At 33.9% G+C, this 18019-nt stretch carries 19 protein-coding genes and 1 tRNA gene; 13 read left to right on the top strand and 7 right to left on the bottom strand.

The features are described 5' to 3' along the window. Position 1: 1 nt before the first annotated feature. The gene (locus tag SACI_RS03900) at positions 2–1621 is read right to left on the bottom strand and encodes an ATP-binding protein (RefSeq protein WP_230949767.1); all 1620 of its coding nucleotides are present in this window, start codon (positions 1619–1621) and stop codon (positions 2–4) included. Between the two features lie 121 nt (positions 1622–1742). Between SACI_RS03900 and SACI_RS03895 the strand changes: the two genes are divergently transcribed. From SACI_RS03895 to SACI_RS03870, 6 genes are all read left to right on the top strand, one after another. Further along, positions 1743–4478, top strand: a complete 2736-nt coding sequence (locus SACI_RS03895; RefSeq protein ID WP_011277683.1) for a DEAD/DEAH box helicase — start codon at positions 1743–1745, stop codon at positions 4476–4478. Between the two features lie 44 nt (positions 4479–4522). Further along, positions 4523–4813, top strand: coding sequence for a 50S ribosomal protein L14e (locus SACI_RS03890; RefSeq protein ID WP_011277682.1), 291 nt, complete (start codon positions 4523–4525; stop codon positions 4811–4813). A gap of 64 nt (positions 4814–4877) precedes the next feature. Next, positions 4878–5069: a tRNA pseudouridine synthase A gene (locus SACI_RS03885; RefSeq protein ID WP_230937969.1), complete on the top strand. Its 192-nt coding sequence runs from the start codon at positions 4878–4880 to the stop codon at positions 5067–5069. 64 nt (positions 5070–5133) lie between these two features. Next, entirely contained in the window at positions 5134–5841 is a 708-nt protein-coding gene (locus SACI_RS03880; protein ID WP_015385501.1) for an RNA-guided pseudouridylation complex pseudouridine synthase subunit Cbf5, read from the top strand. A gap of 1 nt (position 5842) precedes the next feature. After that, on the top strand, positions 5843–6406 hold the full coding sequence (locus SACI_RS03875) for a class I SAM-dependent methyltransferase (protein WP_011277680.1): 564 nt from the start codon (positions 5843–5845) through the stop codon (positions 6404–6406). Between the two features lie 27 nt (positions 6407–6433). Beyond that, positions 6434–6517 (top strand) — tRNA-Ser (locus tag SACI_RS03870). On the opposite strand, the gene SACI_RS11590 is transcribed toward SACI_RS03870, so the two are convergent. After that, complete coding sequence (locus SACI_RS11590; RefSeq protein ID WP_257719741.1) at positions 6483–6689, bottom strand: putative integrase; 207 nt, start codon at positions 6687–6689, stop codon at positions 6483–6485. The genes SACI_RS03870 and SACI_RS11590 overlap by 35 nt on opposite strands. A 306-nt stretch (positions 6690–6995) precedes the next feature. On the opposite strand from SACI_RS11590, the gene agl16 reads away from it, so the two are divergent. The 4 genes from agl16 (at position 6996) to SACI_RS03850 (ending at position 10522) form a co-directional block, all read left to right on the top strand. Continuing rightward, on the top strand, positions 6996–8054 hold the full coding sequence (gene agl16 / locus SACI_RS03865) for a glycosylation protein Agl16 (protein ID WP_011277679.1): 1059 nt from the start codon (positions 6996–6998) through the stop codon (positions 8052–8054). Between the two features lie 235 nt (positions 8055–8289). Beyond that, complete coding sequence (gene glmM / locus SACI_RS03860; RefSeq protein WP_011277678.1) at positions 8290–9654, top strand: phosphoglucosamine mutase; 1365 nt, start codon at positions 8290–8292, stop codon at positions 9652–9654. Continuing rightward, on the top strand, positions 9651–10046 hold the full coding sequence (locus SACI_RS03855) for a Trm112 family protein (protein WP_011277677.1): 396 nt from the start codon (positions 9651–9653) through the stop codon (positions 10044–10046). Before glmM ends, SACI_RS03855 begins: the two co-directional genes overlap by 4 nt. A gap of 53 nt (positions 10047–10099) precedes the next feature. Beyond that, entirely contained in the window at positions 10100–10522 is a 423-nt protein-coding gene (locus tag SACI_RS03850; protein WP_015385500.1) for a DUF2153 domain-containing protein, read from the top strand. A gap of 57 nt (positions 10523–10579) precedes the next feature. Here the strand turns inward: SACI_RS03850 and SACI_RS03845 are convergent, their stop codons facing one another. Next, complete coding sequence (locus tag SACI_RS03845; RefSeq protein ID WP_011277675.1) at positions 10580–11032, bottom strand: hypothetical protein; 453 nt, start codon at positions 11030–11032, stop codon at positions 10580–10582. A 28-nt stretch (positions 11033–11060) separates the two neighbouring features. Then, positions 11061–11747 carry an orotidine 5'-phosphate decarboxylase / HUMPS family protein gene (locus SACI_RS03840; RefSeq protein ID WP_011277674.1) on the bottom strand — a complete coding sequence of 229 codons (687 nt, stop codon included), beginning with the start codon at positions 11745–11747 and terminating at the stop codon, positions 11061–11063. 70 nt (positions 11748–11817) lie between these two features. On the opposite strand from SACI_RS03840, the gene SACI_RS03835 reads away from it, so the two are divergent. Further along, positions 11818–13407, top strand: coding sequence for a CTP synthase (locus tag SACI_RS03835; protein ID WP_011277673.1), 1590 nt, complete (start codon positions 11818–11820; stop codon positions 13405–13407). Here the strand turns inward: SACI_RS03835 and SACI_RS03830 are convergent. Then, positions 13378–13674, bottom strand: a complete 297-nt coding sequence (locus SACI_RS03830; RefSeq protein WP_011277672.1) for an ArsR/SmtB family transcription factor — start codon at positions 13672–13674, stop codon at positions 13378–13380. The two genes, SACI_RS03835 and SACI_RS03830, sit on opposite strands and share 30 nt — an antisense overlap. 134 nt (positions 13675–13808) lie before the next feature. Here SACI_RS03830 and SACI_RS03825 point away from each other — a divergent pair, with 134 nt between their 5' ends. Together SACI_RS03825 and SACI_RS03820 are read left to right on the top strand one after the other, a co-directional pair. Further along, a complete protein-coding gene (locus SACI_RS03825; RefSeq protein ID WP_011277671.1) occupies positions 13809–14072 on the top strand; it encodes a U6 snRNA-associated Sm-like protein LSm6 in 264 nt (87 codons plus the stop codon). A gap of 32 nt (positions 14073–14104) precedes the next feature. Next, positions 14105–15316 carry a methionine adenosyltransferase gene (locus tag SACI_RS03820; RefSeq protein WP_011277670.1) on the top strand — a complete coding sequence of 404 codons (1212 nt, stop codon included), beginning with the start codon at positions 14105–14107 and terminating at the stop codon, positions 15314–15316. Here the strand turns inward: SACI_RS03820 and SACI_RS03815 are convergent. After that, positions 15308–17125 carry a DUF460 domain-containing protein gene (locus tag SACI_RS03815; RefSeq protein ID WP_011277669.1) on the bottom strand — a complete coding sequence of 606 codons (1818 nt, stop codon included), beginning with the start codon at positions 17123–17125 and terminating at the stop codon, positions 15308–15310. The genes SACI_RS03820 and SACI_RS03815 overlap by 9 nt on opposite strands. A gap of 2 nt (positions 17126–17127) precedes the next feature. Next, positions 17128–17988, bottom strand: a complete 861-nt coding sequence (locus tag SACI_RS03810) for an RIO1 family regulatory kinase/ATPase (protein WP_011277668.1) — start codon at positions 17986–17988, stop codon at positions 17128–17130. Positions 17989–18019: the final 31 nt, after the last annotated feature.

Raw genomic sequence — 18019 nt, 5'->3', positions numbered from 1 at the left:
ATTACTCACCAAAGTCAGCCTGAACTAAATATATAAATCTACCTAATAAATCCCTTACAATAAAAAATCCTCTGGGTAATTTTTGTAAAGTCTCATATACAGCTAAATACATATCGTTATCTTGTCCACCAAAATATCTACTTAAATATTCTGATTCTCTAGGTTCTAATACATTTAATACAAAAGTGAGATATGCATTTCCAAACAGATCTTTGACATAATCTACTGTTTGCGAAATTACCACAAAACCAAACCCGAACTTTCTCCCTTCTGAAAATAATCTATTAATCAACTCCCTTGATGAATCTTTACTCAGCAGAAATGGTGCTTCATCTATGATTATCATTTTCCTTATATCAGGAAACTTCTCCAAATACATGTAGCTCTGTATTCCCTTAAGAATAGTCTCCATTACTATGTGTTTAACCTCATTGGTTGGTATAGTAGAAAAATCAAGTACACAATTCTTTTCTAGGATATCAATAATATTGACGTTATTTTGGGTAAATATTGTGGAGGAAAGAAATATCAAATAAGGTTCTATTGACTGATATTTGGATATATCCTGCGAAGTTATGGCAGCTTTTTTCTTACGTTCGAGCAAGAGAAGCAAATCCCTAAAATTTGGCGTAGGATTCTTCCATGTGTCCATATCATCAGGATCTATTCCTTTCTCCATATAAGCCTCAAGTATTAGGTTAGATAGCTCAATTGTCTGGATATTGCCTAGATTAAAGAGACTCTTGAGCATGTAACTTACTTCTAATGCTCTTTCCTTTGGACTTCGACCAAATAGACTTAGTGGATTTATGGTAACTTTTGACATATCAATCTTAACTGCATTAGGAATAGAATATTCTCCATGAAGATCAAATATGGTAAATGACACGTTAAGCTTTTTTGAAATCAGAGTAGCCAGACTTGACTTGCCCGATCCGCTTGTACCTATAATTATTGAGTTGAAATTTTTAGAATTACTAAAGTTAACACAAAAATCCTGATTTAATTTTATCCATTTGTACTTAGAAGTTGTTGTGATATTCCCTAAAGAAGAATCTAGGATACTACCCTTAGATAAAACTCCAACTATTTTACCTATGCATATACCCTTATTTTCAGTCCGAATTTTTGGAGAAATCGAATAAGGAAAGATTATCCATGAAAGAAGAACCAACGGAACATCTGTAATCTCTCCAAAAAATGAAAAACCTATAGAAGAAAGGAGTGAACCAAAAAATAAATAATAATTTTTAAGAAGAATTAATTCAACTAAACTTATGACCAAAGAAATAGCGAGTCTCTTGATAGAAAACTTGTGACCGTAAGTTCTTATCTGATCCAACCATGAATCTGATATATTCCTTCTTATAATCCACGTAATTATTGAAATGAAAAATAAAAGATAAAAATATCCTATTAGACTCGGCAATAGAACATCTGTTAGAAATGAAATTGTAATATTACCTGCTATAAGCTGATAAATGAATAATTGGACAGGAAAATAGGAAAATGAAATAATTAAGGAACCAGTCAAAATAAAGATTATTATTCCATTTATAGCTATAATAACACTTATGAGATATAAAGTGAATATATATAGGTTTATATTTGAAATATTCAAATATCCAGTATTAACTAAATACGTAAATATGAGAAATTCAAGGACTAAAAAGACTATTATTATAACGTGTTTTCTCAACATATCTTATATTAGTCTCAGAAATAAGGTTATTATGTAGTTTATGATAAGTGTTTCTCAGACATTTATCAATAAGTTGAACGAACTTGGCTATAAGAGTCTTACCCCTATACAAAAAATAGGAATACCAATTATACTCAAGGGTAAGAACACTATTGTTATTGCACCGACTGGCTTTGGAAAAACAGAAACTGCTATTTTCCCAGTTTTTTATAAAATACTAAGCTCAAATGCTGAGAAAATTTCTGCTATATATATTACTCCATTAAGAGCATTAAATAGAGATCTTGAAGATAGATTAAGTAGGATAGGTAGCGCATTAGGAATAAAAATAGCGATTCGACACGGAGATTCAACGGAGAGGCAAAGAAAAAGGATCTTGGAAGATCCACCTGATTTACTTCTAACAACACCTGAAACATTGCTCTATTTACTAGTAAACCAGAAAATGAGAGAATTATTAGGAAATATAAGATGGATCATTATAGATGAATTACAAGAAATGCTTGATGAGAAACGGGGTTATGAATTACTTTTAGCTATTCAAAGATTAAAGAGGTTAAGTAAGTATGAGATTCAACTGATTGGACTTTCAGCAACAATAGGCGATATTGAATTAGCGAAGAGGTTTATTGGAAGGAACGTAGAGGTCGCCGAATACAATACCAGAAAAGATGTAAAAATAGAGTTGGTCATACCAACAGTTTCAAAGGATCTTGCTGAGTTATCATATAAGACAGGCTTACATCCAGATACGCTGGCTAGAATAAGAGAACTTGAAAAATTGATAAAAGAGAATAAACCAGTTCTTGTTTTCACTAACGTTAGAGAGAGTACAGAATTTCTAGCCTCCGAATTGTCAAAATTGTCTCAACTAAAAGTGAGAACACATCATGGCTCTCTATCGAGAGAAATAAGATTAGAAGCTGAAAAAGAATTTAAGACTGGCAATCTTGACGCATTAATAGCCACTTCAAGCTTAGAACTTGGAATAGATGTAGGAACAATTAATGCAGTAATTCAATATACCTCTCCAAAGCAAGTTATAAGACTTGTACAAAGAATTGGAAGAAGTGGACATTCAATAAATAAAGTTTCTAGTGGTTTTCTATTACCTTCTCATGATATTTTTGACATATTAGAATGTAAAAGTATAATTGACAATTTAAAGGAAGGATACCTAGAAAAACCAATAGTAGAACCTAAACCTTATGATGTTATGGCACACGAAATTGCAGGTCTAGTACTAGAAGGCATTACAGATAAGAAAGAAATCTTTAACTTAATCAAATCATCATTTCAATACAACGACTTAACAGAAGAGGAATTTGAAGAAACATTAAGTATACTTGAATCTGCAAGAATAATTAGAAAGAATAAAGATAAGATATCACCGGCAGGAAGATTATGGAGATATTATTATAGTACGAATATGATACCAGACTCTATAAAAGATTACATAGTCATAGACCATATTTCTAACACTAAAATAGGAACGTTAGACTATGAATTCGTGGCTACACTGGATGAAAATACCGTATTCATACTGGGAGGAAAAATTTGGAGAGTAGTATCAATAGAGGAAAATCGTATTTATGTCGAAAACGCACAACTGAAAAGCGGAGTCTTGCCAAGCTGGTTTGGTGAGTCAATTCCAGTTGAAAGAGAAATTTCCATTAAGGTGTATGATTATATTGAAAGAATAGAAAGAGGAGATCAAATAGACCTACCGAAAGAAATACTTGAAAAGATCTCTTCGTTACTAGAAGAACAAAAAAGGCGAGGATACCCTGTTCCAACTAAAAGTAAAATCCTTGTAGAAATAAATAATGATCTAATAGTTTTACATGCAGGATTAGGAAGTAGAGGTAATAATACCCTAGGTGCGTTATTATCACTTTTATTAACCCAAGTAAAAGGAGTGAGAACTACGTATAGGTCTGATCCCTATCATATAGCAATAGCCTCCTTAGTTCCAGTATCAAAGGAGGAATTTACAAAGGCAATAAAAATACTAAATAGTCTAAGTTCTAGTGAATTTGAAGACCTTCTGAAGAGGGCTATAAAAGAAAGTCCACAGTATAAATGGAAACTCTTGATTGAGGCGGAAAGATTCGGTCTTATAGACAAACAAAAAACCGATATAACATTCTCCCAGACTCTCCTTAAAGCTTATACTGATACCTTAGTTGGAGAAGAAGCAGTGAAAGAACTTATGTATAAAAACTATGATGTAACACTTAGGGAATTCCTAACTCGACTTACTTGGGAATGTATAGAAGTACCAGGCTTCTCCCCACTAGCTAAAGAATTCCTTAACAAACTATTTGTTGCAGCACATTCAGATGAAAAAGGAGTAATGATAGAGATATTTAGACGTAAATTGTTAAATAATAAGGTTAAAATAATTTGTATGGTGTGCGGGTGGAATAATATATATTATGCTGCTGAGGTACCGGATAGGTGTACCAAGTGTGGCTCAATATTCTTAACCGTAACTGATGAGGATGATAAAGAAAGTGTGGAAATTATTAAAAAGGTCATTAAAGGTTCAAAGATCTCGAAGAACGAAAAAAAGAAATTTGAAATACTTCAGAATATTTCATCAATGTTTTCAACTTACAAAAAATATGTTGCCATAGGATTGAGTGCAAGAGGAGTAGGAATAAATAACATTGGGAAAGTCCTTAATAAGCTCAGCGATGGAGAGGACAGGTTTTTTGAGAGTCTACTTGAGGAGGAAAGAAAGTTTTTAAGAACACGCAAGTACTGGCAGTAAGTTTATATTTTTATACAACTCTTGTTTTTTAGGTTAGGTAGAATATGCCTGCAATAGAGATTGGTAGGATTTGTGTAAAAACTAGAGGCAGAGAAGCTGGTAAAAAATGTGTAATTGTAGATATTATAGATAGTAATTTTGTTCTAGTAACAGGACCAAAAGAGATTAATGGAGTCAAAAGGAGAAGAGTCAATATACTTCATATTGAACCAACAGACAAGAAAGTAGAAATAAATAAAGGAGCAACGGATCAAGAGGTAAAACAGGCTATAGAGCAATCAGGTTTGACTGATTTTATAAAAGAGGCAGTTAAACCGAAAATACCTGTGATTTAGTATGATTTATGAATTTATAAACAAGATAGATTCTTTTTGTAGTTATGAAAATAGATGGAAAATCTTGAGAGAAGAAGACACTGAAGAGAAATTTGGCTATTATGCAGATAAGAGACCAATCGAATCTTTGATAAAAAACTCCATAATCAATTTAGATAAACCACCTGGTCCAACAAGCCATGAGGTAGCTTATTGGGTAAAAAAGCTTTTTAACATTACCAAAGCAGGACATGGAGGAACCCTAGAACCCGTATAACGGGTGGGGAAATCCCAAGGTTACAGGAGTATTACCGATAGGATTAGAGAACGCAACAAAATTAATGAATTACATAAGTAAGAGTGGAAAGGAATACATTTGCTTATTGCAAATGCACTGTAATGTAGACCAAAAGGAGTTAAAAGAAATAATAAGTCAATTCGTAGGTGAAATATATCAGAAACCGCCAGTAAGATCCTCAGTGAAAAGAAGGATAAGAAAAAGGAGAATTTATGCTATCGATATTTTAGATATGCAGGATAAACTAATACTACTAAGAGTCCAGTCTGACGCAGGAACTTATATGAGAAAATTGTGTCATGATGTGGGTGTTATAGCAGGCTGTGGTTCACATATGAGAGAGTTGAGAAGAATTAGGTCTGGTATATTTACAGAAAAAACTAATATGGTTACACTCCAAGAAGTTTCAGAATCATTATACCTATACAGAAACTGTAAAGATGAAAGTGAGTTGAGAAGAATTCTGCTCCCTATGGAGTACGGGGTGTGCGGAATTCCAAAAGTTATAGTGAGCGATACGGCAGTAAACGCAATAACATATGGGGCTAAATTAAACCTACCTGGTATACTGGCTTATCAGAACTTTCGTAAAAATCAAGACGTAGCGGTTCTAACTCTTAAGGGTGAACTTGTGGCTATAGGAGAGAGTATTGTAGAAAGTAAGCAATTAGAATCTGGTAAAAAAGGCGAAGTTATAAGGCCTAAAAGAATTTTTATGGAAAGAGACATATACCCAAAAAGTTGGAAATGAGATGAGCGAAAAGATAATAGTGAATGATGTAGTAAACGGAATACCTCTAAGCCTGGAAAGTAGTAGAGGTTTATTTTCCAAAGATAAGCTAGATCTAGGTACAAGAATCTTGCTAGAGAACTTAGTTTTGCCTAACCATGGAATTGTAGCCGATATAGGATGTGGATATGGACCAATAGGTATATACATTGCTCTTGTAAACCAGAACCTTAAAGTCTACATGATCGATGTTGATAAGAAAGCAATATACTTTACGTCGAAAAATGTTAGTAAATACAATCTTAGTAATAGAATAACAGTGATTAAAAGTAATCTGTTTGAAAATGTGCCAAATGATCTAAAATTTAATGGAATTTATTCTAATCCTCCCTTAAAAGCAGGAAAAGAATTCATAGAAAGACTTTCTGAAGAAGCAGGAAGACGTTTGGAAATTGGAGGAATAATAGAGGTAGTGGTATATAAGGGAGAGGCAAATGTTATTACGGAATTTTCTAAGTTTCTAAATGAAGTGAAGGTTTATAAGAGAGCCAAGGGTTATTCACTAGTTCTAGCGGTTAAGTATTAAAGGGTGAAAAAGTATCTATATAATGCTGCCGGGGTGCCCGAGCGGTCCAAGGGGCTGGCCTTGAGAGCCAGTAGGGTTATCCCTGCGTGGGTTCAAATCCCACCCCCGGCGTTGTGGGGTTAGGGGTATCCCCTAATACCCCAACTTTCAATTTTAGGTAAGTCTTAATTACATCAATTAAGGAACCAACGTAAGTTTCCCTTATCTCATAGTTCATATTCCCTGGCTTATACACATAATACCACCCTTTAATCTCACGTATAATATAGTCGTCGTATTTAATAACGCGTCTTATTTTTCGCTATCTTCACACCCAATACTACAGTTATAATTAGGAGTTATAGACTATGTAAACATTAATTTTTGAAATAGAAATATGCATTTAGTTGAAAGAAGACAATCAAATATGATTAGCATAAAATTATTGAATTTTTATCGGATATTCTGCATAAAAATCAGTTTATGCCTTTAAATTGTTGTTCTCTGCTAATTTATCGGAAAGATACATAGATCAGATTGAGAGGATTTTTGAAATACTGTAAGGGTTTTAATGTTATACTTCATGTTATTGATAAGGAAAGGATGATTCATGTATAAGGTCTGGATGTTGACCCCACTCTTTCTTCCAGTGAGAGGAGGTACAGAAGTCCATGTGTTCAATTTAAGTAGGGAACTAGTTAAAATGTCTATAGACGTTGAAGTTCATACAACGAGAGATACGTACACTGAAAGAGAGAAGCTCATTCCATTCGAGATTATGGATGGAATAAAAGTAGTAAGACATAAAAGAACATGGATTTATAGAGATTCTCCTTCCGTTCTCCACTTTCATAATTTAGGGAGGAAGTTCAGTACGTGGAACCTCTACACTTTTCTCTTTTTCTCTTTACCGTCGGTAGAAGCACCATTAGTAATGACTCCACACCACATTTTTGTAAGTGATCAGGGTAGAGTTATAAACTGGTTAAAGAGAAACATAGGAAAGAGAGTCGATAAATTAATTGCAGTAAGTGAATGGGAGAAGGAGGAAATGATAAACCTTGGGTATGACGGCTCTAAGATAGTCGTAATCCCGAACGGAGTTGATGATATGGCATTTAATTATCCCAAATCCGAAGGTTTTGAAGACTATTTACTTTATATTGGTAGAATAAGTCCTGAGAAAAACCAGCTCTTCGCCATTGAATGTATTAAAAACCTGAACGTGAAGCTTATCCTGATAGGACAAGTTAGGGATAAGGACTATCTAGAGAAGATTATGACAAGAGTTAGTGAATTGGGTCTTGAGGACAAAGTGAGATATTTAGGCGTAGTCACTGAGGAGGAGAAGTACTCCCTGATGGATAAGTCATTGGCTGTTATTCTTACTTCAGATATAGAAGCAGAAGGTATCGTCATAAAGGAGGCGATGGTCAGGGGAGTCCCAGTGATAGTCGGTAATAAAGCTAAGGTTTTATCGACAATAGTAAAGGATGGGGTAAACGGATTCGTGATTTCCAGTTGCCAGGACCTGAAGGATGCTGTGGAGAAGCTTAGAGACCCTAAAGTAAGGAAAGAGATAGGGGAGAATAATATCTCTATTTCTAGAGAATGGAGATGGAGGAATGTATCTTTAAAGGTGCTTGAGCTCTATAAAAGTTTAAGTTAAAAATTATGTCCATGACATCACAGGACAAATCTTAGCCATTAGTATAAGACTTAGGCAACTAAGATTACACATTTTTGATTTTCCATGTCTTCGAATGCTGACTTAAAAAACATAGTTTTTCATAACATAACTGTTTTCGAAATAGTCTTCGTTGTACAAAATTTATGAAGGATTTTTGACCCTTAAAATTAATAGAAGAATTACGTTTATATAATTTGGTAAGCTAGTTAAAAATATGGGTAAATTATTCGGCACTGATGGAGTTAGAGGCTTGATAAATAAGGATCTGTCTCCAGAGCTTGTCCTTAAACTTTCCCGAGCCATAGGCTCGTTCTTTGGTAAGGGCAGTAAACTGCTGGTAGGTAGAGATGTTAGAGCTGGAGGAGATATGTATGTTAAACTGGTTGAAGCGGGACTATTAAGCACAGGAGTAGACGTTTTTTATGGCGGACTAGCACCTACTCCTACTTTACAGTATGCTGTAAAAACGTTAGGATATGATGCGGGTGTAATTGTTACCGCAAGTCATAATCCGCCAGAGTATAATGGAATCAAAGTAATAGATAAGGACGGAGTTGAAATAAGAAGAGAGAAAGAAAATGAAATAGAGGAAATTTTGTTTAGTGAGAGGTTTAATAGCATTGAATGGAAAGCTCTTACTAATGACGTAAAAAAAGAAGATAGAGTGATCCCAACCTATGTGAAGGGGATATTACAGCATGTAGATACTGAGAAGATATCTAAAAAAGGATATACTGTATTAATTGATTCTGCAAATAGTGTAGGAGGGTTAACAAGTCCATTAGTAGCAAAAGAGTTAGGATGTAAAGTATATACCCTAAATGGAAATTTAGATCCGTTATTTCCAGCGAGAATGCCTGAACCCACATTTGAATCTCTAAAAGAAACCGCAAAAATTGCATTAACACTAAAAGCCGATCTATCCATAGCCCATGATGGAGATGCTGACAGAGCAATTTTTCTTGACTCCGAAGGCAGAGTCCAGTGGGGAGACAGAAGTGGGACCTTATTATCATATTGGAGTCATGTGAAGAACCCTAAGGGTAGTAGAGTAATTGTTACTGCGGTATCCAGCTCTAGTCTCACAGAGGAGTATTTAGCAAAATATGGTCTTGAGGTTTTATGGACAAAAGTAGGTAGTGTTGACATTGCACATAAGCTACAGGACGAGAAAGGATTAGCAGGTTTTGAGGAAAACGGTGGTTTCATATATCCACCACATCAATACGTTAGAGATGGTGCAATGAGCTTTGCCTTAATGCTAGAATTTATGGCAAGTGAGAATTTATCTTCAGCCCAACTATTTGATAGATTACCTAAATATTATCTAGTTAAAACTAAGGTAAATTTGAAACCACAATATGACATACAGGGGTTATATGGAGATCTTATAAAGTCCTATGGTAATAGGGGAAAAGTGATTACTATTGATGGTGTTAAAATAATAGGAGAAGACTTTTGGTTCCTGGTCAGAAAGAGTGGTACAGAACCTATCATTAGGATAATAGTAGAGGCTAAAGACGAAAGTAAAGCAATGCTTTTAGCTGAAGAATTAAAAAAATTTGTAGAAAGCAAATGAAGTATAGGCTGTTAGACCTATTAGCATGTCCTATTTGTAAACACTTTCCCTTGCAATACCACATTTTTTCATACAAGAAAATACAAAGAGAGATAAAGGATGAAAAGAAACCATTATGCGAAATTTTCTGCTCATTTAAGAACATAAATATTAATGAAGCTAAATCATCAGATCTACCATGTGATGAATGTTACCAATATGAGATCGTAGATGCCCTGCTCTATTGTCCTAATTGTAAAAGATGGTATCCAGTCATAGACGAAATACCTAGAATGTTACCCGATAAACTTAGGAAAAAAGAAGAAGAAATAGATTTTCTTAAGAGGTATAAGGATAAGATACCAACAAACATAGTTGAGGAAGGATTGCCATTTAATCTGAAAGAAAAATAACCCTAACATATGTTTATTAATCTGCAATCACATATGATTTATTGGTGTAATAGGTGGAAAGTAGTAATTATCTCTCAAACCTTGACGAATGGATAAAAATGCAGAAAAACCTTCTTGCGACATTGAAGGAGTTAGAGAAGAAGTATCAGAATTCTAGCTCTGATAGATTAGACTTAATACTTGCAACTAGGGTAGCCTTTCAACATATATTAAGGACAATAAAAGCTTTCGATCAATGGCTACAGGATCCCCAGATAATAAAACATATGCCCAAAGAGATGCTTGAAGATGTAATGAAAACAACTTGGGAGTTACTAGAGAATCTTTTAGAACTTGATATAAGACATACCAGTGAATTTAAGGACTTAGTAGTCAAATTAAGCAAGGAAGGAAAACTAGATCCATTAATATGGAGTAGACCAGTAGAAGAAGGACAGCAACCTCAGCAAACTAGAAGAGGATTTATGCCAATGTAAAATTAGTCTAACTTTTACTGAAAATTTATCAAAAATTATTATATTCTAATTTAAAAATTAATATCTTCTCCTTGATCTTAATCTATTTTCTTCATCAATTGCAGTTATTTTAGATTTAATATCATTTATTTTTTGTGTTAAATTATTCTTAAAATCTTCCTCTATCTGTTGTGAGTCTAGAAATTCTAGACCATTATTGGTTAATTTAAGCTTCTTACTTTGTGGATCAGTCTCGATGAAACCCAGGTACAATAATGTAGTTAGGTCTTCCTTTAGTACTGGACTATACACGTTATTCCCAAGGACATTAAATTGATATCCTAGATCTAGCCCCTTTTGCTTCAAATCATTAAGAGCTGCAACTAGTGCTTTTTCAGATACTCCGCCTACAGTTTTTAGGAAATATAATAATAATACTTTCTTCTTATCTTCCTTTAATGCGTCGGGAGTTATCACTTGTCTATTAACCATCTTAACATCTTTTGATTTAGTCTGACCAGGCTGAGACAAAACAACACCTCGATAATTCATATACTAATTAGGCATTAATTATTTTAACTATTTCTTCCGTTGCCTTGAATGGATCATGAGCCCTCGTAATAGCTCCGCCTACCACGAATATATTTATAGGTAAATTCACTAGCTCTTTTATTCTATCTTTATTTAATCCACCTGCAACAGAAATAATTACATTCAAATTACTTATTTCCATTATTTCATTCTTTAAATCTACTATACTTATACCTCTCTTTTTCTGAACGTCTAGCCCAACGTGTAGACCGATTATATCAACTTGCAATTTCTTCAGTTCTTGAGCTCTTCCTATAACATCTCTTACATTTATAAGATCTGCCTGTACCAGAAGACCTAATTCATGAGCCCTTTTAACTGCGCTTTCTATTGTAGCGTCGTCCATTATCCCTAGAACTGTCATAATATTAGCATCCCCTGCCTTTGCTATTTCGACTTCAACGTCTCCAGCATCAGCAGTTTTCGTATCAGCAAGAATTATACCATTTGGATTTAATTCTCTCAATCTCTTTAAACCCCTTATCCCTTCTGCTTTTACAAGAGGAGTGCCTGCTTCTATTATACCAGCACCAGCTTTAATTGCCTGAATAGCAACTTTCTCAGCATCTTGAATATTTATAAAATCTAAAGCAACCTGTATAAGCTTCGCATTTTTTAGATTAGAGATAAGTCTCATCATAATCGCCTCATACATAACTCATACTCTTAAACTAAACAATTGACTTTTAAAACTGGTGTTCATAAAATTATAGCTGTGATTTCCCTTGACTAAGTACATTATAGTTACAGGAGGAGTTCTATCTAGTGTGGGAAAGGGTACTATAGTTGCTTCGATAGGTTTTCTCTTAAAATCCAGTGGTTATAATGTAACTGCGATAAAAGTTGACCCATATCTGAATGTAGATGCAGGTACAATGAATCCATATATGCACGGCGAAGTCTTTGTAACAGATGATGGAGCTGAAACAGATCTGGATTTAGGGCATTATGAAAGGTTTATTGGGATAAATACGACACGTTATAATAATATAACTGCAGGTAGGGTTTACTTTGAGGTTATAAGGAAAGAAAGAGAAGGGAAGTATTTAGGACAAACAGTTCAAATTATACCTCATGTGACAGACGAAATAAAGGGATTAGTTAAGAAAGCAGTTGATGATACTAATGCGGAAATTGCAATAATCGAAATAGGAGGCACTGTAGGTGATATAGAGGGTCTGCCTTTCTTGGAAGCGGTTAGACAAATGAAGCTAGAAGAGGAAGAGAACCTTATGTTTATTCATGTAGCACTCGTTGAATACTTAAGGGTTACAGGCGAATTAAAGACAAAGCCATTACAGCATAGTGTACAAGAGCTGAGAAGAATTGGAATTCAGCCTGACATGATAATAGCAAGATCCATATTACCTCTTGATGAGGAAACGAAGAAGAAGATTGCATTATTTACCAATGTAAAACCAGATTATATACTATCTAACTACGATGTAGAGTTAACTTATGAAGTCCCTTTAATTTTAGAGAAGCAAAATATAACAAAAAAGATATTTAATAAATTAGGATTGGAACCAAAAGAACCGAAAGTTGCTGAATGGTTAGAATTTGTGGAAAATATGAAGAACCCTTCAAAAGAAGTTAAAATAGCTTTAGTAGGAAAATATACTAAACTTAAGGACAGTTACCTCAGCATTAAAGAAGCAATTTATCACGCTGCTGCAAAACTTAGAGTAAAGCCCACATTAGTATGGGTAGAGTCTTCAGACTTAGAGAAATCGGAAGATGAAATTAATAAACTTAAGGACGTTAACGGTATTATTGTTTTACCTGGCTTTGGAGCCAGAGGCGTGGAAGGAAAAATACAAGCCATAAAATTTGCTAGAGAAAACAACATACCATTTCTTGGAATTTGTTTTGGAATGCAACTAGCCATTGTAGAATATGCTAGAAACGTCTTGGGATTAAAGGAGGCTAATACGACCGAAGTAAATCCAAATACGAAGTATCCTATTATAACTCTCTTGGATAATCAAAAGAAAATAGTTCAGGTTGGTGGTACCATGAGATTAGGAGCCCAAAAAATTATACTAAAGGAGGGCACTTTAGCATATTCTATATACAATTCTCCACACATATATGAGAGACATAGACATAGATATGAGGTGAACCCTGAATATGTTGATCTTCTTCAGAAATACGGTATGATAATATCCGGTGTAAGTGAAAATGGATTGGTTGAGATTATAGAATTGAAAAACCACAAGTTCTTCCTAGGTACTCAAGCACATCCAGAGTACAAGAGTAGACCTTTATCACCTTCTCCTGTTTTCCTAAACTTCCTTAGTGTCGCCAGTGCTTAAAGAGATCACAATAGTAGTATATTTTGATTTCACTATTTTCTTTATACCTTTCACGCCATTTTCATATTTTATTTCAATTAGCCCTGCATCTTCTAGTTCAGCCAACTGGCTACTTATATTCCCTTTTGTCATATGAAGAAACTCACTTAACTCGGTTACACTCATTGGCTTTTCTGCAACCAACTTGAGTATATTTACTCTACTCATAACACTGAGAGCCTTAGATACTTTAATTATGTCCTCTGGTTCAGTCAATATTAATTCCATATCTGCTATATTATTTGTAAAAATTTATAAGCGATACTATTCATCGTAAAACTATGTAAGTTAACGCGAACAGGAAAAAATAAGAACTCTTTTATATTAGACATTATCAGAAAAAGAAAGTGAGGAGACTTACTGTGCAAGCCAAGATAGAAAATCCTTTAAAGAGTTTGAAAACAGCGTTGAATAAAATCGTGCTAGTTAAACTCAAAAATGGTGAGGAATATGTTGGAAGATTAGAACAAAGCGATGGAACAATGAACTTAGTATTAAAGGACTGTACTGAATACAGGGAAGGAACTAGCGATCCAGTTGCCAAATACGGAAGAGTACTTATTAGAGGAAGTAACATTCTATTTATAAGCATAGACTACGAATCAATAATGGGTAAGGAAAAATAATTTTATAATAAACTCATGAGAAGAGGGTGCTAATGGCAAAAAATATAAATGTACAACAAAGTCACTGGGCCAATCCTGATAAATTAGAAGTTGAATTAGCAGAAAGAAAAGGAGTTGGACACCCAGACTATATTGCTGACTCGGCATCTGAGGAAGCTAGTAGGAAACTATCTCTATACTATCTAAAAGCGTTTGGTACAATATTACACCACAACTTGGACAAAACACTAGTAGTAGGAGGACAAGCAACTCCTAAATATAAAGGAGGAGATGTGGTTCAACCAATTTACGTAATTGTTTCTGGAAGAGCTACAACAGAGGTTAAGACACCTAGTGGAGTTGAAAATATACCTATCGGAACGATTATAATTGAAAGTGTAAAGGATTGGATAAAGGAGAATTTCAGATATCTTGATGTGGAAAAGCATGTAGTTGTCGATTATAAAATAGGTAAGGGTTCTACTGATTTAGTGGGACTATTTGAGGCTAACAAGCAAGTTCCACTTTCTAACGATACTAGCTTTGGAGTTGGATTTGCACCTTATTCAACACTTGAAAATTTGGTATTAAGCACTGAAAGATTGTTAAATTCCAAAGAGATAAGATCCAAAATACCTGAGATAGGCGAAGATATAAAAGTGATGGGACTAAGAAAAGGCAAGGAAATAGAGTTAACTGTAGCTATGGCTACAATTAGCCAATTAATAGATGACTTAAACCATTATTTACAGGTAAAGGAGGAGGCTAAACAGAAAATACTAGATCTTGCATCAAAGCTTGCTCCTGAGTACAGTGTTAAGGTAAATATTAACACAGGCGACAAGATTGATAAAGGGATCGTATACTTAACTGTAACAGGAACTTCTGCTGAGCATGGAGATGACGGTATGACAGGACGTGGAAATAGAGCTACAGGTCTGATAACACCAATGAGACCAATGTCTCTTGAAGCCACAGCGGGTAAGAATCCAGTAAATCACGTAGGAAAATTGTATAATGTATTGGCGAATCTTATAGCACAAAAAGTACATAAGGATGTTAAAGGAATAAACGGAGTACAAGTTGAAATATTAGGACAAATTGGTAGACCTATAAATGATCCACTAATAGCAAATGTCCAACTTGCAGCTGAAAACATTACTACCGAAATCAAAAGAGAAGTAGAAGGAATAACAGATGAACTGTTGAGCTCTGTGACAAAATTATCAGAGCTAATACTTGAAAGTAAAACAATGCTATTTTAACCTAGACTTTCTATAATTATCTATTAGTTTCTTAAGATCTATTTTAGAAGACTCTTGGCTAAGTCTTTCCCTATATAAAATATTCAAGTCTTTAAGTAAAGATTCTGGAATTATTATATAGTCGTCTCCCACATACTTTATCATATCGTCCGAAATCTGCTCATCAAATAAGAAAATTTTCTTATTCAGCAATCTCATATATATGGGGAAATTATCCTTCTTAAGGACTATATACTCACTTTTGATAACTTTATCAATTATTTCAGTCATATTTTCTATTATCTTCTGTTTATTTACTATAGCTAAATTTAGATTTTCAATAACTTTTTGCATATTCTGAATTTCTAACTTTAATTCATAGATTTTTCTATCACGTTCAACTTCAGCGTTAAATTCAACCCTAATTTCGTCTAACTTATGCTGTAATATAGTATTTTGGAGTACAAGTTCCCTTATTTTACGCTTTAATCTTTCTATTTCTTTTTTATATTCCATTAATTCTTCAGCTTTCGCATAAGTATCAGGAACCGTTTGATTACTGTTTTTATCTTGAACTATTTTGATCTCTTCATCAGATTTCCCAATTTCTTTCTCTATTTCATTCTCTATACACTCATTTATGGTACTACCTTTTATTATACACTCTAAGATCTCGTGCTCCTCGATATCTAAATCCATTCTTCTCAGAATTCCTTCCGCTTGCCTTAATTTTTGAGACACTTCATGATACGCCTTGAGTGCTGCCGCTAAAGAGTCTCTGACGTGAGGATCATTTATTTTAATCCCATGATTCTCCGAAAATCTGGAAACTAATTCTGTTTTTTCATCGATACTTAAAGAATTTTGAGGGATAAATAATCTACATCTCAGTTGTGCTGAGATTTTTTTCACTGTATCTGAAGCCGGATTTACATCAGTGGCTATAAGAACTGGTTTTCCATATTTTTTTATTATTTCTATTATTTCCTCCCTGTCTATATTTCTTTTACTATCTAAATAGATAGGATTCGAATAAATATCAATAATTGATATTCCAACTTCTATTCCCGGATCCACACCTACTATTACAGGTTTCAGTAACCTTTTACTATCCTTAAACTCAATCTTGTTTTTGTATATCGGTTTAATTTCTACCTTAAGATCGTGACCCCTCATTTTCTTTACTATACCATATAGACTTTCTCTCGGAGCATATACTATAAATACAGCTCTTTCAATTCCCATTTTACTTCTTTTTACAACGTAATCATAATCAAAACCATGTTTATTCAATTCTTCTTTAATCTTTTTTGTAGCTCGTAGAACTAGTCCCCTTAAATTCCTTTTGTATCTATTACTGCTCATCCCCCCTGGTCCTATTGCCCTGCCTCTTGATACTATAATTTTAGTCTTACTTTCCCTAAGGGAGATTGCTGTACCTACATTTTTAAAGGCTAATAACGCGTTATAATAAGCAGTCTTGATCGGATTTAGTTTACCTTGAACCTCTATACCTAAACTTCTTAGAATTTCCCTTAGGTCTTTGAATTCTCCTTCTATATATGTAACCTGAACTAACTCTACATTATCAGGCAACATTGATATAATCTTAATTAATTTTCTCTCATTCGGAGCTAATTCATAAATATTATCTAACGCTATTTTGGAAGGTCTTATTTCCCAAACTAATCTTAGTAGTTTTCCTATGTTTATCCCTTCTTGCTTATACTCAATTTCGCCTTTGTCATTTAATACTACAATTGCATAAAGGGGAAGCCTAGATGAAAGAGGACTACTCCCAGCTTCAATATCTACACCTATAATTTTCATAACTACCCCTTAACATAGTTTAAGGTTTCTTGTACTCCCTTTATTATATTATATTTCTTTGAGAAATAATAAAGGATATTGGTTATATCCCTAAGTAAGATCTCCTCGTTCTGTATATTTGTACTTTGAGGCCAATCGATAACGTAAGATCTATCGCTATCTAGAGAATATAAAATGTTATATTCACTTAAATCTCCATGTATAATGTTACACTCCTTATACGCTATCCTCACAGTGGACAGAATGTCGTTTAAAGCGCTCTCTGGATCCGAAATCTCGATTTTGTACAACTCTTTTCCATAAATATATTCCATAGCTATGGCATTGAGTGAAGATCCCAAGGGAGAGGGCACTTGCCCATAATTACTTTTAACACACTTCAAAGCGTTATATTCTTTTTCTGCGTTATGTACAGTCCTTCTTATCCAACTAGAATCGGTATCTTCTCTATATTTTTTATAATTTCTATAACTTTTTCCAAGTTTATGATACTTGACTATTATAGGATCCCCGTCAAAATTATAGCCAATATAAACTTCGCTTTCCTTCCCTGTTCCTATCATAATTCCTAACTTATTTAGAATTTTATTTACGTACAAATTCTTGGTCGAAATTACATTAAGACCTGTGAATGTTATTCTATATGCGTTTTCACCTAGAACCAACTCTTTTGATACGAGCCTTAAATCATATAGTTTAGATAAGGAAGACAAAATTTCCCTCTTACTTATCCCCAACTCATCTGAGATTTGACTTAATTTTATCCAGTCATGAGTTGCAGTTTTCTCATATAGAAACTTGAGAAGCCTATAATCCATAGGTCCTATTAATGATACTCTTTCCGCTAAAGTGAGATTAGGCATTTCTTAACTATATTTTTATCAAATCGAATAG

It is taken from the genome of Sulfolobus acidocaldarius DSM 639, from assembly GCF_000012285.1.
Taxonomy (GTDB): Archaea; Thermoproteota; Thermoprotei_A; order Sulfolobales; family Sulfolobaceae; genus Sulfolobus; species Sulfolobus acidocaldarius.
Note: the sequence above shows the minus strand (reverse complement) of the source record. Positions and strands in the feature narration are given on the sequence as shown.